A 21,937-nucleotide genomic window follows, 5' to 3' on the forward strand; every position below is an offset into this window, starting at 1 on the left:
GACGCGGTCGCGGCGGTGCGCTTCCAGACGCCCGACGGCGAACTCACAGAGGAGTGCGATGCGGTGATCCTCGCCTTCGGCTTCGTCGCGCAGCCGCCCGCGTGGCTGTCCGCACTCGGCGTCGAGACTGACGCGCATGGACGTATCCGCGTGGACGCACACGGGCACACGACTCATCCCAAAATTTACGCCGGCGGGGACAATGCGCGCGGTCCGGACCTGGTGGTGACCGCGATGGCCGACGGCCGCTCGGCGGCGCAAGGCATTCTCGAAAGTTTCCGGCTGACCACGCGCGCGCTGGCAGCGTTGCGCGGCCCGCGAGCGACGGCATCGCCACACCCTGCCACGGCCGCCGCGGCGCACTGAACATGCGGCGCGCGCTATTGCCTCCTCGGCTCCGCAAGCGGTACATCCTTGTGCCTCTTCTCATTCTGCTTTTTGTCTTCGCGATTCCCGCGCACGCCCATCACACCAAGGAACATGTGCTCGGCGCCCCGTCGCCTCCGACGACGGCGACTGTCACACCGAAAGCGCCGGACGACGATGGACGCGGGCTGTGGCTGGCACTCGGGCCGTTCTTCGCGCTGGCCGCGCTCGGCGCGTTGCGCTGGGGTTACCGCCGCCACCACGAAGGTAAAACCAAAAACCCACCGGGCTGACTCATGCGTCGCCGTTACCTCTGGGTCACGCTCGCGATTACGCTGTTCGCGATTCCCGCGGGTTATGGCTACGTCTACTGGAACAAGAGCGGACCAGGCACCGGTCTGTATTCGCGCGAATGGAAACCCGAACCGGTTCAGGCCTACTGGGATCCGGATCATTTCTATAAATCGGTACAAACCGTGCAAGGCGAATTCAAAGGCGAGGAGTGTGTCGCCTGCCATACCGCTGTCACGCCCGGGATCGTCAACGACTGGCGCGCGAGCCGGCACGCCAGTCCGGGTGATGGCAAAAAGCAGGTATTCTGCCCGGCGTGTCATGGCTCCAATCATCAGGCGCTACACATGCCCACGCCCAAGGTCTGCGCGCAGTGCCATGAGAATCGCGTCACGCAGTTTCTGGACGAGAAACGCTACGGCTTTCCGAGCCATGCCTTGGCGATGGAGCGCGCGGTGGACGCCAAGCACTTCGCCGACAAGCCCAAGGCCGAGGTCGCGGCCTGTCTGCAGTGCCACTCGGTCGCGACCAAGTGCGATTCCTGCCATACGCGCCACCGCTTCAGCGCCGCCGAGGCACGCCGGCCCGAGGCCTGCCTCACCTGTCATTCCGGCCCGCCGCATCCGGACGACGACACTTATTTCGCCTCGGCGCATGGCAAGAAGTATCTTGCCGAAAGCGCGAAGCAGGACTGGAGCAAGCCGCTCGCCAAGGGCAACTACGCCACACCCACCTGCGCCTACTGCCACATGCACGAAGGCCAGCATCAGGTCGCCGACAAGACGATCTGGAAATTCGGCTTGTTCGAGGTGAACCCGAACACTTCCGGCAACGAGGTACGCCGTGCCGCCTGGGTCAAGGTATGCGGCGACTGCCATGAAGCCGCCTGGTCAGCGGAGCAGCTCAAGGGCCTCGATCGCGAACGCCAACAGGCGTGGCGCAAGCTCTATCAGGCGGAGGACACGCTCAAGGACCTGCGCGCGAAGGACCTGCTGCACCCGGGCGCGAAGCAACGCCCGCCCTACCCGATGGACGCCATGGAAAGGTTTTTTCCGCACGCGCGCATCGGCTTTCTCGACGGCCAGTCTTCGGCGTTTTACAACGTCTCGCCGATCGAGCGCGATTACTTCGAGATGTGGTACTTCACCAATCTCGGTGCCTACAAGTCCGCCGCCCACAACGACGACGCGGGGGTAAAGCGCTGGCATTCGGATCTCGACCATGCGCTCGCCGGCATCGAAACCAAGGCCGGTGCGTTGCGCACGCAGGGCGATGTCGAGAAAAAAATGCTCGGCCGGCGTGCCGACCCGGGTAGCCTGTGGCTCGAAGGCGAGTACACCACCTACAACCGGGAACACAACTGATGCAGGCAGCCATCGGCCAGCGGTTATTAGCGATCGGCTTGCTCGCCGGGTTCGTGCTGACGGCCACGGCGGCGGAGAAGGCGCCGGCCAGCCGGTTTACCAATGCCGAATGCGTAAGCTGTCATGTCCAGCGCGACCCACAGCTGGTGGCGGCGTGGAAAACGAGCCGCCATGCGCGCCAGAGTCCCAAGGCCGACTGCGTCGCCTGCCACGGGGCGAGCCATCGTGCGGCTTCGGCGCGCGCCCGCCGCGATAGCGCCTGCACCGGCTGCCACGAGAAGCTCGGCCGCGAGGTCGTGCACAGCTACGCCACCTCGAAGCATGGCGTCATCATGCGACTCGAGGAGGCCGGCTACGACTGGTCGCAACCGCTCGCCCGCGGCAATTACCGCGCGCCCGGCTGCGCCTACTGTCATCTGCACGCCGGCGAACACGATGTCAGCCGGTCCATCACGCCCTGGGTTCCGTTGGCCGCGCCAAAAACAGCGGTGCCGGACGCGGAGCTCCCGGCCGCCATGACGGTGTGCGTGGATTGTCACGCGCCGCGTTACATCGCCGAACAGGCGGGCGTCGGCGCGCGCATGCTCGACGTCGCGCGCATGAAACTGCGCGAGGCGCATGATGTCGTCGCGCACCAGCGCGAAACGCTCACACCACCGGATCGCGCGGCGCTCGATGCGCTGTTCGGCGGCATGCAGACGCACGCGCGCAACGTGCGTCTCGGCGCCGGACATCAGTCACCGGACTATCAATGGTGGCACGGGCAACCGGCGCTCGATGGCGACCTGCTGCGCATCAAGGGAGCGGTCGCGGAACAGGAGCGCCGCAGTCTTGTCGAGCGCGCGCGCATCACGGCGGACGGCAACGCCACACCCGGGCAACGATGAACCCGGGCGACTATGAGGCGTGGTACCAAACCGCGCGCGGAAGCTGGATCGCCGGCCGCGAATTCGACCTGATGAGGCGGCTGCTGGGTCCGTCGGCCGGCACTACGCTGCTCGATGTCGGTTGTGGCACGGGCCATTTCAGCCGCCGCTTCGCCACCGCCGGTCTGCGGGTCGCCGGGCTCGACCCGGACCCGGCGATGCTGGAATATGCGCGTGGCCTCGGCGGCGGAGTAAGCTACCTGCTCGGCACGGGAACCAAACTTTCCTTTGGTGACAACGCCTATGACTATGTCACGGCGGTGACCAGTTTGTGTTTCATCGCTGATCCCGAGCGGGCCTTGCGGGAGATGTGGCGCGTGGCGCGGCGGGCGGTGTTGCTCGGGCTGCTCAACCGCCGCAGCCTGCTCTATCAGCAGAAGCGCGACCGCGGCGCCTATCGCGGCGCGCGCTGGGATACGTCCGCGGAAGTCAGGCGCTGGACGCTGGCACTCAAGCCCGCGCCGCGGACCACGGCGCGCAGCGCCATATTCATGCCCGGCGGCGGTGCATTCGCGCGCGCGGCCGAGGCGGTGCTCCCCACTGCGTTGCCGTGGGGCGCGTTCTTGGCGGTGGTCTTGCGCAAATCGGACCACGGCGAAGTGATTTCGGAAAATTAAGTTGCGACACGGAAACGGAGATTGAATATGAACAGCAACACTGGAACGCTCGACAGCGTGCGGAATTATTACGGGCGGGTGCTCAAGACGAATCAGGATTTGAAAACCAACGTTTGTTGCGCCGGCGAATCGCCCGCCCCGCGAATGCGGGAAATTCTCAAGGACATCCATCCCGATGTCGTTGCCAAATTTTACGGCTGCGGCTCACCGATCCCGCCCGAGTTGATGGGAAGAACAGTGCTCGATCTGGGATCGGGTTCGGGCAGGGACTGTTTTATTCTTTCGAAGCTGGTCGGTCCCGCCGGCCACGTGATCGGCGTGGACATGACGCCGGAACAGCTTGACACCGCGCGTCGTCACGTCGGGTATCACATGGAAAAATTCGGCTTTGCGCGACCCAACGTCGAATTCCTGTCGGGATATATCGAGGACCTGAAAAGTCTCGGCATCGAAAACAATTCGGTCGACGTCGTGGTTTCCAATTGCGTCATCAATCTCTCGCCGGACAAGCAACGCGTGTTCGCGGAAATCTTCCGCGTGCTCAAGCCTGGCGGGGAACTATATTTCTCTGACGTGTTTGCCGACCGCAGAATCCCTCCGCCTCTAGCCGAAGACCCCGTGCTGCTGGGCGAGTGTCTGGGTGGCGCGCTCTACATCGAGGATTTCCGGCGGCTGCTCGCCGGGGTCGGCTGCCTCGACCATCGGGTCGTCAGTAACTCAAAACTCGCGCTCACCGATCCCGTCGTCGAACAAAAAGCCGGCATGATCGGTTTCCATTCGCTCACCGTGCGCGTCTTCAAGCTTGACCTTGAGGACCGCTGCGAGGATTTCGGGCAGCTAGCCCGTTACCTTGGCACCCTCCCGGAGCAGCCCCACAGTTTCGTTCTGGACGATCACCACCTGTTTGAAACGGGTCAACCGCAGCCGGTCTGCGGCAATACCGCTTCAATGCTGAGCCAAACGCGCTACGCGCCGCATTTCAAAGTCATCGGCGATACCCGTGTGCACCACGGCCTGTTCGATTGCGGACCCAAACCCGCCGCGGTCCCGGAGAATAGCACCGTGCCCAGCGGTTCTTGTTGCTGAGCAAAAGCGCGGTCGGCGTGCGAGGAACCCATCCGTGAAAGCGATAATTCCCAGAAAGATCGAGGAGTACTGCCTGCGCCACACCAGTGCGCGCGATAAACTGCTGCGGGAACTCGAAAAGTACACCCAACGGACATGCGCCGATGCCCAGATGCTCATCGGCCCGCATGAGGGCGCCCTGCTGGCTATGCTCGTGCGCCTGACCGGCGCGCGGCGCATCCTGGAGATCGGCACCTTCACCGGTTATTCGGCGCTGTGCATGGCCGAGGCTCTGCCCAAGAACAGTCAGCTCACCACCTGCGAGATCAAGCTGGAGCATGCCGACATCGCGCGCTCGTTCTTCGCCCGCAGTCCTCACGGGCACAAGATCAAGCTACGCCTCGGCCCCGCGCTCCAAACGCTCGCGGGCCTGCCGGCCTCGGCGAGCTTTGATTTCGTTTTTCTTGATGCCGATAAAGAGAACTACGTGAACTACTACGAGGCGGTGCTGCCACGCCTGCGACCTGGCGGGGTGATCGTGGCGGACAACGTGCTGTGGTCAGGGTATGTGCTCGCGCCGAAAAAGAAAACTGACCGCGCTGTGGTTGCCTTCAACAAGCACGTGCATCGCGACCCGCGTGTCGAATGCGTGATGCTGCCCGTCCGCGACGGTGTGAGCTTGATTAGAAAACGTTGACGGTATTCCCCCCGGATTGCGCTTCGCTACATCCGGGCTACCCATCACACCGCCAAAAGTCGAGATGTGTTTTAGATCCCCGTAACCGCCTACAAGTAGGTTTTGGTATCGCGCGCTCTGCGCGCGATACCAATTTAAAACCTGGATTCCCGCTTCACGCGGGAATGACAACAACACCGCCCAAAAAAGAAAGCCCCGCATGCGCGGGGCTTTCGATTTACAGCGGATGCCGGAACGGCAATTACATATCCATCCCGCCCATTCCACCCATACCGCCCATGCCACCCATTCCGCCGCCGGCCGGAGACTCATCCTTCGGCAGTTCGGCCACCATGGCCTCGGTGGTGATCATGAGGGCGGCGACGGACGCCGCGTTCTGCAACGCGATACGCGTCACCTTGGTCGGATCAAGGATGCCCATCTTGATCATGTCGCCGTACTCACCGGTCGCGGCGTTGTAACCGAAGTTGGTGTCCTTGCTCTCCATGACCTTGTGATATACCACGGAGCCCTCGATACCGGCGTTTTCCACGATCTGGCGCAGCGGTTCCTGCATGGAACGCACGGCGATCTGGATGCCGACATCCTGGTCATGGTTGTCGCCCTTGATACCCTTGATGGCGTTGACGGCGCGCACCAGCGCCACACCGCCGCCCGGGACGATGCCTTCTTCCACGGCCGCGCGGGTGGCATGCAACGCGTCTTCCACGCGCGCCTTCTTCTCTTTCATTTCCATCTCGGTCGCCGCCCCGATCTTGATCACGGCGACACCGCCGGCGAGCTTGGCCGTGCGTTCCTGCAGCTTTTCCTTGTCATAGTCCGAGCTGGCCTCCTCGATCTGGGCCTTGAGCTGCTTGATGCGTCCTTCGATGTCCTGCTTCTTGCCGGCGCCGTCGATAATGGTGGTGTTTTCCTTGTCCACCGTAACACGCTTGGCGGAGCCGAGCATGCTGGCATCGGCCTTCTCGAGGCTCATGCCGAGTTCATCGGAGATCACCGTGCCCGCCGTCAGGATGGCGACATCCTGCAGCATCGCTTTGCGGCGGTCGCCGAAGCCTGGCGCCTTCACGGCGCAGACCTTGAGGATGCCGCGGATGTTATTGACCACCAGGGTTGCCAGCGCCTCACCCTCAACGTCTTCGGAGACGATCAGCAGCGGCCGGCCTTGCTTGGCCACGCCTTCCAGGATAGGAAGCATTTCGCGGATGTTGGAAATCTTTTTCTCGTAGATCAGAATCATTGGATTCTCGAGTTCCACGCTCATCGTATCCTGCTTGTTGATGAAGTAGGGCGAGAGATAGCCGCGATCGAATTGCATACCTTCGACGATCTCGAGTTCGTTATCGAGGCTCTGGCCCTCTTCCACCGTGATCACACCTTCCTTGCCGACCTTCGCCATGGCATCGGCGATGATCTTGCCGATGGACTCATCGGCATTGGCGGAGATGGTGCCCACCTGGGCGATCTCCTTGGGGTCGGAGCAGGGTTTGGAGATTTTCTTGATCGCTTCGACTGCGGCGAGAACGGCCTTGTCGATACCACGCTTGAGATCCATCGGGTTCATACCCGCGGCCACGGACTTCAGGCCCTCGCGCAGCATCGCCTGGGCGAGTACGGTGGCGGTGGTGGTGCCGTCGCCGGCGACATCGGAGGTTTTGGAAGCGACCTCCTTCACCATCTGCGCACCCATATTTTCGTACCGGTCTTTAAGCTCGATTTCCTTGGCGACGCTGACGCCGTCCTTCGTGACCGTCGGGGCGCCGAAGGATTTCTCCAGCACCACGTTGCGGCCCTTGGGACCGAGCGTGATTTTGACCGCGTCGGCCAGGATGTTGACGCCGCGCAGCATGCGCGTGCGGGCGTGATCGCCGAATAAAACGTCTTTAGCTGCCATAATGATTTCCTCTCTGAATTCGTTCGGTTGGTTACTTCTCGACGACGCCCATGATGTCTTCTTCGCGCATCACGAGCAGCTCTTCATTGTCGATCCTAACTTCGGTTCCGGAGTACTTGCCGAAGAGGATCTTGTCGCCGACCTTGACGTCGAGCGGACGGAGCTTGCCGTCCTCGAGAATCTTGCCGTGACCCACGGCGACGATTTCGCCCTGGATCGGTTTTTCCTTGGCGGTATCGGGAATGACGATGCCTCCGGGTGACTTACGCTCTTCTTCCAGGCGGCGCACGATCACACGGTCGTGAAGCGGACGGATTTTCACGGATGGTTCTCCTTTGGAATGGGGTTGTACACTCATGCTGTGCTCCTTTGTTTAACTCTATTTCCTGTACGACGGACTCTTGGTTAAATTATTGAAAACCGGGTGTTAGGGGATTATTAGCACTCTGCTCAGGCGAGTGCTAATGATAAACTGCTGCTAAATCTTGTCAACCCCGGAAGTCAGGTATTCAGTCTACCCGTCGGGATTTGCCTTCCAGGGGGGTACGACCGGGCTTATCCGCCGCTGGGGGGTGCGCGACACCGCCTTCCAGGCGGATATGGCGCAGGTACAGCCGGATGATTCCCCGGCGCAGGGGTGGAATCAACAGCACAAAGGCGGCGATGTCTGTCAAAAAACCGGGGATGACCAGCAGCACGCCGGCGGCCAGCAAGGCCAGGCCCTCCAGCATCCCGAGCGCCGGCGATTCACCCCGCGCGACCATGGCCTGGACACGCGTGGCGGTGGCAAGGCCCTGACGGCGCACCAGCCAGACGCCAACTACGGCGCTGACCACCACCAGCAAGACAGTCATGCCGGCCCCGATGCGGGACCCGACCTGGACGAAGACCGCGATCTCGGCCACCGGCACCAGCAGGAACAGAATCATGAACATGAAAACAGAGCCCTATGCCATCACAAACCCGCAGCATAACTGCTCAGCCCTTGCGTCGCATCCGGGGCGGGGCGGCATCAGTTTCGCTACAATGAATAAACACCGATCCCGCGCCGTCACCGCACGGGATCGAAACACCGAAACAAATGAAATCTCACCGCTACCAGCTGGTTCTCACGACCTGCCCCGATGCCGCGGCGGCGGAACGCATCGCGCACGCGCTCGTCAGCGAACGGCTCGCCGCCTGCGTCAACATCCTGCCCATCGCCAAATCAATCTATCTGTGGAAAGGCAAGGTGGAATCCGCCGCCGAACAATTGCTAGTGATCAAGTCCATGGCACGCGCCTACCGGGCGATCCAGAAGCGGATCCTCGAACTGCATCCCTATGAACTTCCCGAGGTGATCGCGGTCCCTGTTGCCGACGGCTACCCCGGCTACCTCGCTTGGATCCGCGACCCGGATAAAACATGATGACCAAATATTTCTCCGTCTTGCTGCTTCTGCTGCTGTCACCGGCCCGAGCGGAACAAACCAATGAGAACCTGCTGGAAGCGGATCAGGCCTTCCAGCTGTACACGCGCACGGTCAACGGCACCACGCTCGAGGCGCGCTGGAAGATCGCCCCCGATTATTACCTGTACCGGGACAAGTTCAAATTCGAGGCGATCGAAGGCGCGACGCTCAGGAATCCGGTGTTGCCACGCGGCAAGAAAAAGCAGGACCCGCTGTTCGGCGAGGTGGAAACCTACACCAAATCTGTGAAAGTGCGTCTGCCGTTCGAACGCAACGAAGCCGCGCGCAGCGTACGGCTCAGGATCACCGCCCAGGGTTGCAACGAGCCCGTGGGCGTCTGCTACCCGCCCATCGTGAAGGAAGTAGATTTCAAACTGCCGCCGGTAAAAGCGAAGCGCGCACCGGTCGCCGCGGTGGCGGCAACTCCGGTCGGCGAAGTCCGTTCGCTGAAAGACCTCACCCGCCCGGCGGCGTCATTGGGCGGCGAGGCGGAACCGGTGGACCCGGAAAAAGCTTTCATGGTGAATATCACGCCGCGCGGCAACGAGGCGCTGCTCGCGCATATCGACATTGCCGACTGCTGTTATCTGTACCGCGACAAGGTGAAATTCGAGCTGACCGCGGCCGATGGCAGCGCGCTTCCCGCGGACCTGCGCCTCGGCAGTGTCGACCTGCCGGCAGGCAAAATCAAAACCGATGAGTTCATCGGCAAGACCGAGATTTATGAAAACGGTTTTGATGTGACTCTCCCGATCGTGGGTGGCGCCGCGCAGGATCGCGACATGTTGCTGCACGTTACGTATCAGGGCTGTTCGGAAAAAGGGGTGATCATCTGCTACCCGCCGGTGACGAAAAAATTCGGCGTGCAGTTCCGGGCTGGCGTATTGAGCGTGGCGGCCGGACCGGGGACCGCCGCGGCTTCGCCCGTGGACAAGCAAACGCGCGATACCGGCAAACTGATGATCGCCGTGCTCGCCGCCTTCGGCGCGGGTTTGTTGCTCGCCTTCACGCCCTGCGTGCTGCCCATGGTGCCAATTCTGTCGGGCATCATCGTGGGCCAGGGCGAAACTCACATCAGCAAGTGGCGCGGCGGGATGCTTTCCTACAGTTACGTGCTCGGCACCGCCGTGACCTACACCGCAGCCGGTATTCTGGCCGGGCTCAGCGGCGAGCAGCTGCAATCGTATTTCCAGAATCCGTGGGCTATCGGCACATTCAGCACGCTGCTGGTGCTGCTGGCGCTGTCCCTGTTCGGCTTTTACGACCTGCAGATGCCGGGTTTCATCCAGTCGCACCTGCATCACCGCACGCATCACATGAAAGGCGGCTCCTACGTCAGCGCGTTCATTCTCGGCCTGATATCGGCGCTGATCGTCGGCGCGTGCGTTTCGCCCGTGCTCATCTCCGCGCTCGGCGCCGCCATCACCACAAAAGACCCCGTACTCGGCGGCGCGATCATGTTCTCGCTGGCCCACGGGCAGGGCGCGATCCTGATCGCGCTGGGCGTTGGCGCCGGTTTTCTGCTGCCCAAGGTCGGCAAATGGATGGACAGCGTGAAACACCTGTTCGGCGCCCTGCTGATCGCCGTCGCAATTTACCTGCTCGGGTACCTGCCGCAGGTGCCGGTGCTGTTCCTGTGGGCTGTGCTGCTCATCGTCTCCGCCGTCTACCTCGGCGCCACTCAGGGTCTGCCGGAAAGCGCCGGCGGCTGGCGCTATTTGTGGAAAGGAATTGGCACCGTTCTGCTCATCTGGGGCGGGCTCGCCCTGCTCGGCGGATTTGCCGGCCACCGCGATATCCTCAATCCGCTGCTGTTGTCTTCGGTTGTTCCCGGCGCAATGCCGGGCGCCGGCGGTGCTCAGCCTGTCTCCGCAGAACACATGTTCGATCGGGTAACTTTGTTAAGTGATCTCGAAAACCGGCTGGCGGCGGCCAAGACCGCGGGCAAGCCGGTGATACTGGATTACTACGCCGACTGGTGCGCCGATTGCCTACGCATGGAAAAAGCCACCTTCGTCGACCCCCGCGTGCGCGAGGAATTGCGCAACCGCTTCGTGCTGCTGCAGGCCGACGTGACCGACCCGAACAACCCGGAGGGAAAAGCGATCAAGAGCCGCTTCGGCGTCTACGGCCCGCCGGCCATGCTATTCTTTGCGGCAAATGGAGAAGAACATCGCGAGCTTCGCACATACGGTTTCCGCAACGTGGAGGAATTCCTCGCCTTGTTGCGCAAAATCTGAGCGCGGCGGCTCCACGACCTGATTGATGTCCGCGACATTTAAAAATCTGCTGCTGCTGATCACGGCGGTGCTGGCGCTGATGGGTGGCTATTGGATTGCACAATCGATGCGTCCGGCGGAACAGGTCACCACCACTCTCACTTATGGCGGCGGCGAATTGATTGACTTCACCCTTCCCGACCTGGAAGGGAAAAAGCGGTCAATTCATGAATGGCGCGGCAAGGTCATTGTGCTGAATTTCTGGGCCACGTGGTGCCCTCCGTGCCGCGAGGAGATCCCGCTGTTTATCTCCCTGCAGAAAAAACATCCGACCGACGACCTGCAGGTCATCGGGGTCGCTATCGATACCCTGACCGCCGTGATGGTTTACCGTCAGTCCGTACGCATCAATTATCCGATCCTGATCGGCGAGGAAAATGCCATGCCGCTGGTGGCCCAGTACGGTAACCGCATGGGCTCGCTTCCCTTTACCGTGATCATCGACCGCAGCGGCTCGATTGCCGTTCGCAAACTCGGTGTATTTAACCAAACCGAGCTCGAAAGCCTGATTGACCCCCTCTTAACCGCCCCATAAGCTCTTCTCCGTCGTAATCCATGTAATTGTGTGTATATCTTCATAGTATATCGGTAATCTCCGCCGATATGGCCTGCACCATACATTAGCTGGACAAAACGCCCTTTGAGATGCACAATTCTAAAAATGGAGAAGATAGCGACAAATCAATGTGTAAATCAGGAAAGATCACGCAAATAGCCCGCATAATCCGGGCCTGCTCCGGCCACGGGACCACCTACCGCACCACAGCATCTCATGGCTGAAATCCTGGTACTGAATGGCCCCAACTTAAATCTGCTCGGAGCAAGGGAGCCGGAACACTACGGCACGACCACGCTTGATGCCATCAATCAGCGCCTTGCCAAGCAGGGTGAGGCCGCGGGACACCGCGTGAACTTCTTCCAAAGCAATGCCGAGCACGAGCTGGTCGGGCGGGTGCAGCAGGCGATGAAAGACAAGGTGGCGTTTATCCTGCTGAACCCGGCGGCTTTTACCCACACCAGCGTGTCGCTGCGCGACACCCTGGCCGCGGCACATATCCCGTTTATCGAGGTACATCTTTCGAACGTGCACGCACGTGAGTCGTTCCGCAAGCATTCCTACTTTTCCGATCTCGCCGCCGGCGTGATCAGCGGTCTGGGCGCGCAGGGTTACGAACTGGCGCTTACGGCCGCCATTGAACGATTGAAAAAATAGGGCAAGTCATCATGGACATACGCAAGGTCAAAAAACTGATCGAGATGCTGGAGGAATCGAGTCTCTCCGAGATCGAGATCCGCGAGGGCGAGGAGGCTATCCGCATCAGCCGCGGGAGTTCCGGCGGCACGCAGGTCGTGCATATGGCGCCGGCGTCCATGCACGCCGCGCCCCATGCCGCCCCGGCGGCAGCGGCCACCACCCCCGCCGCTACACCGGCGCCCGCGGCGCCGCCGGCGGGGCATGCGGTCATTTCACCCATGGTGGGGACTTTCTATCGAGCCGCTTCTCCCGAAGCGAAATCCTTTGTCGATGTCGGCAGCCAGGTCAACGTGGGCGACGCCCTGTGCATCATCGAGGCCATGAAGATGATGAACGAGATCGAGTCCGACAAGGCCGGTGTCATCAAGGCGATCCTCAAGGAAAACGGCCAGCCGGTGGAATACGGCGAGACCCTGTTCATCATCGAGTAAGCCATGATCGAGAAAGTGGTTATCGCCAACCGCGGCGAGATAGCGTTGCGTATCCAGCGCGCCTGCCGCGCCCTCGGCATCCGCACCGTGGCCCTGTACTCCACGGCCGATCGTGAGGCCAAGTACGTCAAGCTCGCGGACGAGTCGGTATGTATCGGGCCGCCACGCGCGGCCGACAGTTACCTGAACATCCCGGCAGTGATCAGCGCCGCCGAGGTCACTGACGCCCAGGCGATCCATCCTGGCTACGGCTTTCTCTCGGAGAACGCCGACTTCGCCGAGCGCGTGGAACAAAGCGGTTTCATCTTCATCGGCCCGCGCGCCGAAACCATCCGCCTGATGGGCGACAAAATCTCCGCCATCCGCGCCATGAAAAAGGCCGGCGTGCCGTGCGTGCCCGGCTCTGACGGCCCGCTCGGCGACAACGAAAAAGAAACTCTCCGACTCGCTGTGCACATCGGCTATCCCGTGCTCATCAAGGCCGCGGCTGGCGGTGGCGGCAAAGGCATGCGCGTGGTGCACACCGAAGCGGCCCTGCTCAACGCCGTGGCCCTGACCAAGGCCGAGGCCAAGGCCGCCTTCGGCAATGACACCGTCTACATGGAGAAATACCTCGACAACCCGCGCCACATCGAATTCCAGGTGCTGGCCGACACCCACGGCCACGCCATCCACCTCGGCGAGCGCGACTGCTCGATGCAACGCCGCCACCAGAAAGTGGTCGAGGAATCGCCGGCGCCGGGCATCCCCGAAAAGCTGCGCAACAAGATGGGCGAGCGCTGTGCCGACGCCTGCCGCAAGATCCACTACCGCAGCGCCGGCACCTTCGAGTTCCTTTACCAGGACGGCGAGTTCTATTTCATCGAGATGAACACGCGCGTGCAGGTGGAGCACCCGGTCACCGAGATGGTCACGGGCGTGGACATCGTGCGCGAGCAGCTGCGCATCGCCGCGGGCGAGAAGCTCGCTTTCCGGCAGAAAGACATTACCTGGCGCGGGCACGCCATCGAGTGCCGCATCAACGCCGAGGACCCGAATAATTTCATCCCCTCACCCGGGCGCATCACCACGTGGCACCCTCCAGGCGGACCGGGCATCCGCGTGGACTCGCACGTGTACACCAACTACTTCGTGCCGCCGTACTACGACTCGATGATCGCCAAGCTCATCGCCTTCGGCGACACACGCGAGATAGCGCTGGCGCGGATGCGCATCGCGCTTTCCGAAATGATCGTGGACGGTATCAAGACCAATATCCCGCTGCACCAGGACATCATGAACGACACCTACTTCATCCGCGGGGGTGTCAACATCCATTACCTGCACAAAAAACTCGGGCTCTGAAACCCGTGAATCGTAAAATGTAAGCAGTGAGAACGTTATCCGCGTTTTCGTTTTACGATTTACCGCTCACGACTCATTAGACCATGCCCTGGCTCAAACTGAGACTGCACGCGAATCAAGATCAGGCGCAGGCGCTCGCCGACGCGTTCGAGGAATGGGGCGCGATTTCGGTCACACTCGAGGACGCCGCCGACCAGCCGTTGTTCGAGACGCACTGGGACCGCAGCCCGCTGTGGTCGGAGGTGCAGGTCACCGGGCTGTTTCCCGAACACACCGACACCGACGATATTCTTTCGCGCGCGCGCGAACGCTTGAGCCTCGCGGAAAACCCGCCGCACCAGATCGATCTGCTCGGCGACGAGGACTGGGCGCATTCATGGATGGCGCACTACAAGCCGTTGCAGGTGGGTTGCCATCTCTGGGTCGTGCCGAGCTGGTGCGAGCCGCCCGAACCCGACGCCGTCAATATCATTCTCGATCCGGGACTGGCCTTTGGCACCGGCGATCACCCAACCACCTCGCTGTGTCTCGAATGGCTCTCGGAACAACCGCTCCAGGACAAAACCGTTCTCGATTACGGTTGTGGCTCGGGCATTCTTTCGATCACGGCGCTCAAGCTCGGCGCCACACAAGCATTTGCCGTGGACATCGACGCGTTGGCGCTGGACGTCACGCGCCGCAACGCCGCGCACAACGGCATTCATTCCGGGTTGAATGTCATGCTTCCGTCAGAACTGCCGCCGAACTTTCAGGCGGATATCGTGATCGCCAATATTCTCTTCGGCACGCTGATCGAGCTGGCCGCGGAGATCAAGGCGCGCATTCGGCCGGGGGGCTGGCTCGTACTGTCGGGATTGCTGGGGAGCGATCAAGCAACGGAGGTGCGCCCGTATTATGAGCCACCCTTCGAATTCACTTTACACGAACGGCAAAAATGGATGCTGCTCGCGGGACGTAAACCGGGCTAAGCTTAATATTATGTCCAGACGAACGCAGTAGGGCGTCTGTTTTTATGGCCAAACGAACGAAGTAGGTCGACATTAATGTACACCCGGTGTCCCGCCTGTCTGACGACATTCAAGGTCACGCCTACGCAGCTCGCCGCGCGCGGCGGCATGGTGCGATGTGGCATCTGCTCGGCGATCTTTCACGCCGAGCAGCGCCTGCTACAGGTGCCGCCCAAGCCCGGCGCGGAAGTCACGGCGCCCACTCGGGAACAATCCGTTTCAGCCAAAAAAAACAAACGCGTGCGTGGCGGGAAAAGCCGGAACGCAAGCTCACGGCGTCGCCGCACCAGGATCGAGCCCGCTCTGACTACGAGCGCTGAAGGGGCCGACATTCCCACCGTCACCGAACTCGAGGGCATCGTCAAACCGCGCTCGTTCTGGTGTCCGTTTTTCTGGTCACTCGGGAATCTAGCGCTGCTGATCCTGCTCGCCGGCCAGATACTCTACTTCTATCACGACGAGCTGGCCGTCGATCCCTCGTGGCGGCCCGTGGTGCGGGAATTCTGCGATTATGCCGGCTGTGAACTGCGTCCGCGTCTGGACATCGCCCGGATTGAACTGCTCCAGACCAGCATCGCGCCGCATCCAAAATACGAAAATGCCCTGCGCATCCGGGCAACGCTGGTCAACCGTGCCGCCTTCGCCCAGGCGTACCCGGGGATGGAAATCAGCCTCACCAGTAACGGAGGCCAAGTGCTCGCGCGCCGCACTTTCGCCCCGGCGCAATATCTGGAAACGCCAGCGACGGCGGCACTGACCCCGAATGTGGTGGCCACGGCACTGCTCGATGTGACCAATCCCGACGGCAAAGCCGTTGGATATGAAATTCGATTGGTTACACCCTGAGTATTTCGTGCTTTGCACCATGCGAAATCAGTTACGACGCCATGAACTATCGTTGCGCGACGATTTTCATTTGCGCTTCACCTGCTTATTGCCTGAAACAGAACCCGGACGAGATAACCCCGGCTTTTCATTCCGCGACTTGATTTTTTTATTTTATTGTGGCGAATAAAAAATCAATTTTTGCCGTTCATCGCGCCCCCCTTCCCTGGGTTCCGAGTTTCTGGTTAAGATTGCCCCCCTCGTCGTCCAGGGTAGAGAAATCCGATCATGAGAATCGGTCACTATAAGCTGAAAAATAATCTGTTCCTTGCGCCCATGGCCGGTGTCACCGACAGACCTTTCCGCGGCCTGTGCCGCCGGCTCGGCGCCGGCATGGCCGCCTCAGAAATGGTCTCGTCCAATTCCCTGCTGTGGGGCAGCGAAAAAACCAAGCGCCGCGCCGACCATACCGGCGAGGAAGAGCCGCGCGCCGTGCAAATTGTCGGTAGCGATCCGGCGCTGATGGCGCAGGCCGCGCGTTACAACGCCGAACGCGGCGCGCAGATCATCGACATCAACATGGGTTGTCCGGCGAAGAAGATCTGCAACGTGTACGCCGGCTCGGCGTTGATGCAGAACGAGAAACTCGTCGCGGAAATTCTGCAAGCGGTGGTGAAAAGCGTCGATGTTCCGGTAACGCTCAAGATCCGCACCGGTTGGGACAGCGCGAACCGTAACGGCCCGGCTATCGCGCGCATTGCCGAAGCTTGCGGTATCCAGGCGCTCGCGGTGCACGGCCGCACGCGCGCCGATGCGTTCCAGGGCGATGCCGAGTACGACACCATCGCCGCCATCAAGGACGCGGTGCACATTCCGGTGATTGCCAACGGCGATATCGCCACGCCCGAGAAGGCCGCCTTCGTGCTCCAGCGCACGGGTGCCGATGGCCTGATGATCGGCCGCGCGGCCCAGGGGAACCCCTGGATTTTCCGGGAAATCTCGCATTTTCTTGCCACCGGCGAGAAACTCGCCCCGCCCCCGGCCACGGAAGTGCGCGACACGCTGCTCGCACACCTGGTTACCCTGTACGCGTTCTACGGCGAATACAGCGGCGTGCGCATGGCGCGCAAGCACATCTCCTGGTACAGCAAGGGCCTGCGCGGTGGCGCCGCCTTCCGTCACGCGGTGAACGCAGTCGAGACCACGACCGCGCAGCTCGCGATGGTGCGCGAATTTTTTGACGTACAGGACGCACTAATGCCGCGAGAAACAGGGACGTCGGGAGCGGCTGACCGGCAGCAGCAGGCCATGGGGATGGCGGCATGACCAAGGATCGCAAGGGACCGCTCGCGGCATGCGTCAGACAGTCACTGGAACGCTATTTCAACGACCTCAACGGCGAGAAGACCATGGACGTGTACGACATGGTCATCGCCGAGGTGGAAAAACCGCTGCTCGAGATCGTCATGCGCCACGTCAAAAGCAACCAGTGCAAGGCGGCGGAAATCCTCGGCATTAATCGCAATACCCTGCGCAAAAAGCTCAAGACGTACAAGCTCGTCTGACGGAATGTGATTGCGGAGGCGGGCGGCGGAATTTAGAATCCGCGTTCCAAACTTCCCATTTCGATTCCGCCCTTCATGACCATCATCCGCCGTGCGCTGATCAGCGTTTCCGATAAAAGCGGCGTGGTCGAATTCGCGCGCGCGCTGAAAGACCTCAACGTCGAAATCCTTTCCACCGGCGGCACCGGGAAACTGCTCGCCGACAACGGCGTTGTCGCGATCGAGGTGTCGGACTACACCGGCTTCCCGGAAATGCTCGACGGGCGTGTCAAGACGCTGCACCCGAAAATCCACGGTGGCATATTGGGACGGCGCGATACCGACAGTCATGTCAAAACCATGCACGACCATGGGATTCCGCCCATCGATCTCGTCGTGGTCAATCTCTATCCATTCGAGGAAACCATCGCGCGCCAGGATTGCACGCTGGCGCTCGCGATCGAGAACATCGACATCGGCGGCCCGACGCTGCTGCGCGCGGCGGCAAAAAACTACTCCGCCGTCACTGTGATCGTGGACAGCCGCGATTACGGCGCGGTGCTCGATGAGATGAAACGACGCCAGGGAGCGGTGGGCGATGACCTGCGCTTTCGCCTGGCGACCAAGGCCTTCGAGCACAGCGCCGCGTACGATGACGCGATCGCCAATTACCTCGGCCGCCTGCGTCCGGACGGGACGCGCGGCGAGTTCCCGCAAACCTATAATCTGCAGTTCCATCACGCCATGGGGCTGCGCTACGGGGAAAACCCGTACCAGAAAGCGGCGTTCTATATCGAGCGCCACGCCGCCGAGGCGTGCGTGTCCACGGCACGTCTGCTGCAGGGCAAGGAGCTTTCGTTCAACAACATTGCCGATGCCGATGCCGCGCTCGAGTGCGTGAAATCGTTCGACGCGGCCGCGTGCGTCATCGTCAAGCACGCCAACCCGTGCGGGGTTGCCATTGACGACAATGTGCTCGCGGCCTACCAGCGCGCCTACAGCACCGACCCGACCTCGGCCTTCGGCGGCATCATCGCCTTCAACCGCCCGCTCGATGCCGCCACCGCCAAGGCGATCCTCGACCGTCAGTTCGTCGAGGTCATCATCGCCCCCTCGATCAACGCGGATGCCAAACCGATTCTCGCCGCCAAGCCCAACGTGCGCGTGTTCGAATCCGGCGCCTGGGGGGCGACGCGTCCGGCGAGCGTGGATATGCGGCGCGTGACTGGCGGCCTGCTGGTTCAGGATACCGACCATGGCACGGTCGCGGAAAAAGATCTCAAGGTCGTCACGAAGCGCACGCCGACCCCGCAGGAAATGCGCGATCTGTTGTTCGCCTGGAAGGTGGTCAAGTTCGTCAAATCCAACGCCATCGTGTACTGCAAGGAAGGCCGAACCATCGGTGTAGGCGCGGGCCAGATGAGCCGCGTGTACAGCGCGCGCATCGCCTCGATCAAGGCCACCGACGCCGGCCTCGAGGTGCGCGGCAGCGTAATGGCCTCGGACGCCTTCTTACCGTTTCGTGACGGGCTCGACCAGGCGGCCGAGGTCGGTATCACCGCCGTGATCCAGCCGGGCGGCTCGATGCGCGACAAGGAGGTCATCGAGGCCGCCGACCAGCACGGCATCGCCATGGTGTTCACCGGCATGCGTCACTTCCGCCACTGAACGATGAAAATCGCGCTCGCCGAAACCGAGGCAGACATCGCGCGTTGCTATCCGGTCATGGTCGAGTTGCGACCGCACCTCAGCGCCACTGAATTCGCGACGCGGGTACGAAAGCAGCAGACCACGGGTTTTCGACTCGCCTATCTGGAGGAGGACGGCGAGATACGCGCGGTGGCGGGCTTTCGCTATCTCGAAACCCTCGCCTGGGGCAAAATTCTCTACGTGGACGATCTGGTCGCGGCTCCGGCACAGCGCTCGCGCGGGCATGGCGGTAAGCTTTTCGACTGGCTGGTGGCGCAGGCGAAACAGAATAATTGCGATGAGTTTCATCTCGATTCCGGCGTGCAGCGCTTCGGGGCGCACCGGTTCTACCTGACACGACGCATGGACATCATCTGCCACCACTTCGCGCTGAAACTCAAATGAAACTGAAAGTCCTCGTCATCGGCGGCGGCGGGCGCGAGCACGCGCTGGCGTGGAAAATCGCGCAATCACCCAGGGCTGAAAAAGTGTTCGTCGCGCCCGGCAATGCCGGCAGCGCGCGCGAGGCAAAATGCGAAAACGTCGCCATCGCTGCCGAAGACGTGGACAGCCTGCTGCGCTTCGCGCAACAAAATAAAATTGATCTCACCATCGTTGGTCCCGAGGCACCGCTGGTGCTCGGCGTGGTCGATAAATTCCGCGCCGCAGGCTTGCGCATCTTCGGCCCGACCCAGGCCGCGGCTCAACTCGAAGGCTCCAAGGCCTTCACCAAGGATTTTCTCGCGCGCCACAAAATACCGACCGCTGCTTACGGCAATTTCACCGACGTCGCCACCGCCGAGGCTTATATTAAAAAAACCGGCGCGCCCATCGTGGTCAAGGCCGATGGCCTCGCCGCTGGCAAGGGCGTGGTCACTGCGCATACGGTGACTGAAGCGGTCACTGCTATGGAAGACATGCTCGCGGGCAATGCCTTCGGCGCGGCTGGGCATCGCGTGGTGGTGGAGGAATTTCTCACCGGCGAGGAGGCGAGCTTCATCGTGATGGTCGACGGCGAGCACATCCTGCCGCTCGCCACCTCGCAGGATCACAAGCGCGTCGGCGACGGCGACACTGGCCCCAACACCGGCGGCATGGGCGCGTACTCGCCCGCGCCGGTGGTGACGCCCGAGATGCACGCACGCATCATGCGCGAAGTCATGGAGCCCACGGTACGCGGCATGGCCGCGGAGGGGCACCCCTATACCGGTTTTTTGTACGCCGGTGTCATGATCGGACGCGACGGTGTCCCCAAAGTGCTCGAATTCAACTGCCGCTTCGGCGATCCCGAAACCCAGCCGGTGATGATGCGGCTGCAGTCGGACTTCGTCGAACTCATCGAAGCGGCGCTCGACGGCAAACTCGACCGGGCGCAGGCGCGCTGGGACACACGCGCGGCGGTCGGCGTGGTCCTGGCCGCGGGCGGTTATCCCGGTGCGTACCGCAAGGGTGATGTCATCACCGGCCTGCCACAGAATTCAACACCCGACTGCAAGGTTTTTCATGCCGGGACCACACTGAAGGACGGCGCCGTGGTCACCAGCGGCGGGCGGGTGTTGTGCGTCACCGCCCTGGGCGCTACAGTGAGCGCGGCACAGAAACGCGCTTACGAAACCGTCAAAAAAATCCAATGGCGCAACGCCCAATACCGCACCGACATCGGCTACCGTGCGATCGCGCGGGAGAAAAAGCAATAGACAGGATTAACAGGATTTCGCAGGATTATTTCCAAAATGTTTTAATCTTGTTAATCCTTTTTAATCCTGTAAATCCTGTCCATTCAATTTAATTGGGACCAGCACGATGACCAAACCGTTCGTTGCCATTCTGATGGGTTCGGACTCGGACCTCGAAACCATGCAGACCACGGTCGAGACGCTCGACAAGTTCCAGATTGCACGCGAGGTCCGCGTGCTGTCCGCGCACCGCACGCCCGACGCCACCCATGCCTACGTCAAGGAGGCGGACGCCCGGGGTTGTGCCGTGTTCATCGCCGCTGCCGGCATGGCCGCGCACCTCGCCGGCACCGTGGCCGCGCTCACGAACAAGCCCGTCATCGGCGTGCCCATGGCCGCCGGCCCCTTGCAGGGCCAGGACGCGTTGCTCTCTACCGTGCAGATGCCGGGCGGAATACCGGTCGCCTGTGTCGCCATCGGCAAGGCCGGCGCCAAGAACGCCGCCTATCTCGCGGCGCAGATACTCGCCCTGTCAGACAAGGAACTCGTGCAGCGTCTGGCCGACGAGCGCAAGGCCAACGCCACGGAGATTCTCGCCAGGGACAAGGCCGTGCGCGAGAAATTCAACAAGTAGCCTTTGGTCACCACCGGCCGCTTGATCCAGGCAGCGCGCATCATCAAGAACGGTGGCGTTGTCGCCTATGCCACCGAATACTGCTTCGGCTTCGGCTGCGATCCCATGAACCGTTCGGCGGTGTTGCGCTTGCTGCGCATCAAACGCCGCACGTCCGACAAAGGGCTGATACTCATTGCCGCGGATGTCGACCAGCTCGATTCCTACGTGGACAATATCCCGGCACCGGTGCTCGCCACCTGGCCCGGACCGCACACCTGGTTGCTCGCGCCGCGCGCGGGCGTGCCCGGCTGGATCATGGGCAAACATCCCAGAATCGCGGTACGCGTGACCGCGCATCCGCAGGCCGCCGCGCTGTGCCGCGCGGCGGGCATGGCGATCATCTCCACCAGCGCCAACCACAGCAGCGGTGCGCCGACGCGTAGTTATCGCGAGACGCTGCGCCGCTTCAAGGGTGAAGTGGATTACGTGCTGCCCGGGATGGTCGGCGATGCGTCGGCGCCGACACCGATCCGCGATGCCGCCAGCGGCGAGTTGATACGACTGGGATAAATTCAATAGCCAGGATTAACAGGATTTACAT

The 21,937-nt window shown here is 61.8% G+C and carries 25 protein-coding genes; 22 read left to right on the forward strand and 3 right to left on the reverse strand.

The window, feature by feature from the left end:
• The 7 genes from ACC569_RS04545 to ACC569_RS04575 form a co-directional block, all read left to right on the forward strand.
• Positions 1 to 366 (forward strand): FAD-dependent oxidoreductase (locus ACC569_RS04545; protein WP_372522309.1); only part of this gene is annotated, 366 nt, incomplete at its 5' end.
• 50 nt (positions 367 to 416) lie between these two features.
• Entirely contained in the window at positions 417 to 659 is a 243-nt protein-coding gene (locus ACC569_RS04550) for a hypothetical protein (protein WP_372522310.1), read from the forward strand.
• Between the two features lie 3 nt (positions 660 to 662).
• Positions 663 to 2,021 carry a multiheme c-type cytochrome gene (locus ACC569_RS04555; protein WP_372522311.1) on the forward strand — a complete coding sequence of 453 codons (1,359 nt, stop codon included), beginning with the start codon at positions 663 to 665 and terminating at the stop codon, positions 2,019 to 2,021.
• A complete protein-coding gene (locus ACC569_RS04560; protein WP_372522312.1) occupies positions 2,021 to 2,908 on the forward strand; it encodes a multiheme c-type cytochrome in 888 nt (295 codons plus the stop codon). The genes ACC569_RS04555 and ACC569_RS04560 overlap by 1 nt, the downstream gene beginning before the upstream one ends.
• Positions 2,905 to 3,564: a class I SAM-dependent methyltransferase gene (locus ACC569_RS04565; RefSeq protein ID WP_372522313.1), complete on the forward strand. Its 660-nt coding sequence runs from the start codon at positions 2,905 to 2,907 to the stop codon at positions 3,562 to 3,564. Before ACC569_RS04560 ends, ACC569_RS04565 begins: the two co-directional genes overlap by 4 nt.
• 27 nt (positions 3,565 to 3,591) lie before the next feature.
• Entirely contained in the window at positions 3,592 to 4,650 is a 1,059-nt protein-coding gene (locus tag ACC569_RS04570) for a methyltransferase domain-containing protein (RefSeq protein ID WP_372522314.1), read from the forward strand.
• Between the two features lie 34 nt (positions 4,651 to 4,684).
• Entirely contained in the window at positions 4,685 to 5,326 is a 642-nt protein-coding gene (locus tag ACC569_RS04575) for an O-methyltransferase (RefSeq protein WP_372522315.1), read from the forward strand.
• A gap of 241 nt (positions 5,327 to 5,567) precedes the next feature.
• Here the strand turns inward: ACC569_RS04575 and groL are convergent, their stop codons facing one another.
• The 3 genes from groL to ACC569_RS04590 form a co-directional block, all read right to left on the reverse strand.
• A complete protein-coding gene (groL, locus tag ACC569_RS04580; RefSeq protein WP_372522316.1) occupies positions 5,568 to 7,220 on the reverse strand; it encodes a chaperonin GroEL in 1,653 nt (550 codons plus the stop codon).
• 31 nt (positions 7,221 to 7,251) lie between these two features.
• Positions 7,252 to 7,542 (reverse strand): co-chaperone GroES, encoded by a 291-nt coding sequence (gene groES, locus ACC569_RS04585; protein WP_372522317.1) that lies wholly within the window; start codon positions 7,540 to 7,542, stop codon positions 7,252 to 7,254.
• Positions 7,543 to 7,729: 187 nt separating this feature from the next.
• Positions 7,730 to 8,155, reverse strand: a complete 426-nt coding sequence (locus tag ACC569_RS04590; RefSeq protein ID WP_372522318.1) for an FxsA family protein — start codon at positions 8,153 to 8,155, stop codon at positions 7,730 to 7,732.
• 146 nt (positions 8,156 to 8,301) lie between these two features.
• On the opposite strand from ACC569_RS04590, the gene cutA reads away from it, so the two are divergent.
• The 15 genes from cutA to ACC569_RS04665 all read left to right on the forward strand — a co-directional run bounded on the left by cutA (position 8,302) and on the right by ACC569_RS04665 (position 21,906).
• Positions 8,302 to 8,628 (forward strand): divalent-cation tolerance protein CutA, encoded by a 327-nt coding sequence (cutA, locus tag ACC569_RS04595; RefSeq protein ID WP_372522319.1) that lies wholly within the window; start codon positions 8,302 to 8,304, stop codon positions 8,626 to 8,628.
• On the forward strand, positions 8,625 to 10,910 hold the full coding sequence (gene dsbD, locus ACC569_RS04600) for a protein-disulfide reductase DsbD (RefSeq protein ID WP_372522320.1): 2,286 nt from the start codon (positions 8,625 to 8,627) through the stop codon (positions 10,908 to 10,910). The genes cutA and dsbD overlap by 4 nt, the downstream gene beginning before the upstream one ends.
• Positions 10,911 to 10,935: 25 nt before the next feature.
• Entirely contained in the window at positions 10,936 to 11,484 is a 549-nt protein-coding gene (locus tag ACC569_RS04605) for a TlpA family protein disulfide reductase (protein ID WP_372522352.1), read from the forward strand.
• 237 nt (positions 11,485 to 11,721) lie between these two features.
• Positions 11,722 to 12,162 (forward strand): type II 3-dehydroquinate dehydratase, encoded by a 441-nt coding sequence (gene aroQ, locus ACC569_RS04610; RefSeq protein ID WP_372522321.1) that lies wholly within the window; start codon positions 11,722 to 11,724, stop codon positions 12,160 to 12,162.
• 11 nt (positions 12,163 to 12,173) lie between these two features.
• Positions 12,174 to 12,635, forward strand: coding sequence for an acetyl-CoA carboxylase biotin carboxyl carrier protein (gene accB, locus ACC569_RS04615; protein WP_372522322.1), 462 nt, complete (start codon positions 12,174 to 12,176; stop codon positions 12,633 to 12,635).
• A gap of 3 nt (positions 12,636 to 12,638) precedes the next feature.
• Positions 12,639 to 13,979, forward strand: a complete 1,341-nt coding sequence (gene accC, locus ACC569_RS04620) for an acetyl-CoA carboxylase biotin carboxylase subunit (RefSeq protein WP_372522323.1) — start codon at positions 12,639 to 12,641, stop codon at positions 13,977 to 13,979.
• A gap of 83 nt (positions 13,980 to 14,062) precedes the next feature.
• A complete protein-coding gene (gene prmA / locus ACC569_RS04625) occupies positions 14,063 to 14,947 on the forward strand; it encodes a 50S ribosomal protein L11 methyltransferase (protein ID WP_372522324.1) in 885 nt (294 codons plus the stop codon).
• Between the two features lie 75 nt (positions 14,948 to 15,022).
• On the forward strand, positions 15,023 to 15,832 hold the full coding sequence (locus tag ACC569_RS04630) for a zinc-ribbon and DUF3426 domain-containing protein (protein WP_372522325.1): 810 nt from the start codon (positions 15,023 to 15,025) through the stop codon (positions 15,830 to 15,832).
• 267 nt (positions 15,833 to 16,099) lie between these two features.
• Positions 16,100 to 17,137 carry a tRNA dihydrouridine synthase DusB gene (gene dusB / locus ACC569_RS04635; RefSeq protein WP_372522326.1) on the forward strand — a complete coding sequence of 346 codons (1,038 nt, stop codon included), beginning with the start codon at positions 16,100 to 16,102 and terminating at the stop codon, positions 17,135 to 17,137.
• Positions 17,134 to 17,376 (forward strand): DNA-binding transcriptional regulator Fis, encoded by a 243-nt coding sequence (fis, locus tag ACC569_RS04640; protein WP_372522327.1) that lies wholly within the window; start codon positions 17,134 to 17,136, stop codon positions 17,374 to 17,376. Before dusB ends, fis begins: the two co-directional genes overlap by 4 nt.
• Before the next feature lie 75 nt (positions 17,377 to 17,451).
• Entirely contained in the window at positions 17,452 to 19,023 is a 1,572-nt protein-coding gene (gene purH, locus ACC569_RS04645; protein WP_372522328.1) for a bifunctional phosphoribosylaminoimidazolecarboxamide formyltransferase/IMP cyclohydrolase, read from the forward strand.
• A gap of 3 nt (positions 19,024 to 19,026) precedes the next feature.
• On the forward strand, positions 19,027 to 19,449 hold the full coding sequence (locus ACC569_RS04650; protein WP_372522329.1) for a GNAT family N-acetyltransferase: 423 nt from the start codon (positions 19,027 to 19,029) through the stop codon (positions 19,447 to 19,449).
• A 2-nt stretch (positions 19,450 to 19,451) separates the two neighbouring features.
• Complete coding sequence (purD, locus tag ACC569_RS04655; RefSeq protein WP_372522353.1) at positions 19,452 to 20,741, forward strand: phosphoribosylamine--glycine ligase; 1,290 nt, start codon at positions 19,452 to 19,454, stop codon at positions 20,739 to 20,741.
• 106 nt (positions 20,742 to 20,847) lie between these two features.
• Entirely contained in the window at positions 20,848 to 21,354 is a 507-nt protein-coding gene (purE, locus tag ACC569_RS04660) for a 5-(carboxyamino)imidazole ribonucleotide mutase (RefSeq protein ID WP_372522330.1), read from the forward strand.
• Positions 21,355 to 21,357: 3 nt separating this feature from the next.
• Positions 21,358 to 21,906, forward strand: coding sequence for an L-threonylcarbamoyladenylate synthase (locus ACC569_RS04665; RefSeq protein WP_372522331.1), 549 nt, complete (start codon positions 21,358 to 21,360; stop codon positions 21,904 to 21,906).
• Positions 21,907 to 21,937 lie beyond the last annotated feature (31 nt).

Source organism: Sulfuricaulis sp., assembly GCF_041499725.1.
Taxonomy (GTDB): Bacteria; Pseudomonadota; Gammaproteobacteria; order Acidiferrobacterales; family Sulfurifustaceae; genus Sulfuricaulis.

Excerpts from the sequence above, each read along its gene's own strand:
- cutA (WP_372522319.1), top strand. The coding sequence starts at position 8,302 with ATGAAATCTCACCGCTACCAGCTGGTTCTCACGACCTGCCCCGATGCC.
- purH (WP_372522328.1), top strand. The coding sequence starts at position 17,452 with ATGACCATCATCCGCCGTGCGCTGATCAGCGTTTCCGATAAAAGCGGC.
- ACC569_RS04590 (WP_372522318.1), bottom strand. The coding sequence starts at position 8,155 with ATGTTCATGATTCTGTTCCTGCTGGTGCCGGTGGCCGAGATCGCGGTC.
- ACC569_RS04560 (WP_372522312.1), top strand. The coding sequence starts at position 2,021 with ATGCAGGCAGCCATCGGCCAGCGGTTATTAGCGATCGGCTTGCTCGCC.
- ACC569_RS04565 (WP_372522313.1), top strand. The coding sequence starts at position 2,905 with ATGAACCCGGGCGACTATGAGGCGTGGTACCAAACCGCGCGCGGAAGC.
- prmA (WP_372522324.1), top strand. The coding sequence starts at position 14,063 with ATGCCCTGGCTCAAACTGAGACTGCACGCGAATCAAGATCAGGCGCAG.
- accC (WP_372522323.1), top strand. The coding sequence starts at position 12,639 with ATGATCGAGAAAGTGGTTATCGCCAACCGCGGCGAGATAGCGTTGCGT.
- ACC569_RS04570 (WP_372522314.1), top strand. The coding sequence starts at position 3,592 with ATGAACAGCAACACTGGAACGCTCGACAGCGTGCGGAATTATTACGGG.
- aroQ (WP_372522321.1), top strand. The coding sequence starts at position 11,722 with ATGGCTGAAATCCTGGTACTGAATGGCCCCAACTTAAATCTGCTCGGA.
- ACC569_RS04630 (WP_372522325.1), top strand. The coding sequence starts at position 15,023 with ATGTACACCCGGTGTCCCGCCTGTCTGACGACATTCAAGGTCACGCCT.
- ACC569_RS04650 (WP_372522329.1), top strand. The coding sequence starts at position 19,027 with ATGAAAATCGCGCTCGCCGAAACCGAGGCAGACATCGCGCGTTGCTAT.
- dusB (WP_372522326.1), top strand. The coding sequence starts at position 16,100 with ATGAGAATCGGTCACTATAAGCTGAAAAATAATCTGTTCCTTGCGCCC.
- ACC569_RS04605 (WP_372522352.1), top strand. The coding sequence starts at position 10,936 with ATGTCCGCGACATTTAAAAATCTGCTGCTGCTGATCACGGCGGTGCTG.
- ACC569_RS04555 (WP_372522311.1), top strand. The coding sequence starts at position 663 with ATGCGTCGCCGTTACCTCTGGGTCACGCTCGCGATTACGCTGTTCGCG.
- fis (WP_372522327.1), top strand. The coding sequence starts at position 17,134 with ATGACCAAGGATCGCAAGGGACCGCTCGCGGCATGCGTCAGACAGTCA.
- groL (WP_372522316.1), bottom strand. The coding sequence starts at position 7,220 with ATGGCAGCTAAAGACGTTTTATTCGGCGATCACGCCCGCACGCGCATG.
- dsbD (WP_372522320.1), top strand. The coding sequence starts at position 8,625 with ATGATGACCAAATATTTCTCCGTCTTGCTGCTTCTGCTGCTGTCACCG.
- purE (WP_372522330.1), top strand. The coding sequence starts at position 20,848 with ATGACCAAACCGTTCGTTGCCATTCTGATGGGTTCGGACTCGGACCTC.
- accB (WP_372522322.1), top strand. The coding sequence starts at position 12,174 with ATGGACATACGCAAGGTCAAAAAACTGATCGAGATGCTGGAGGAATCG.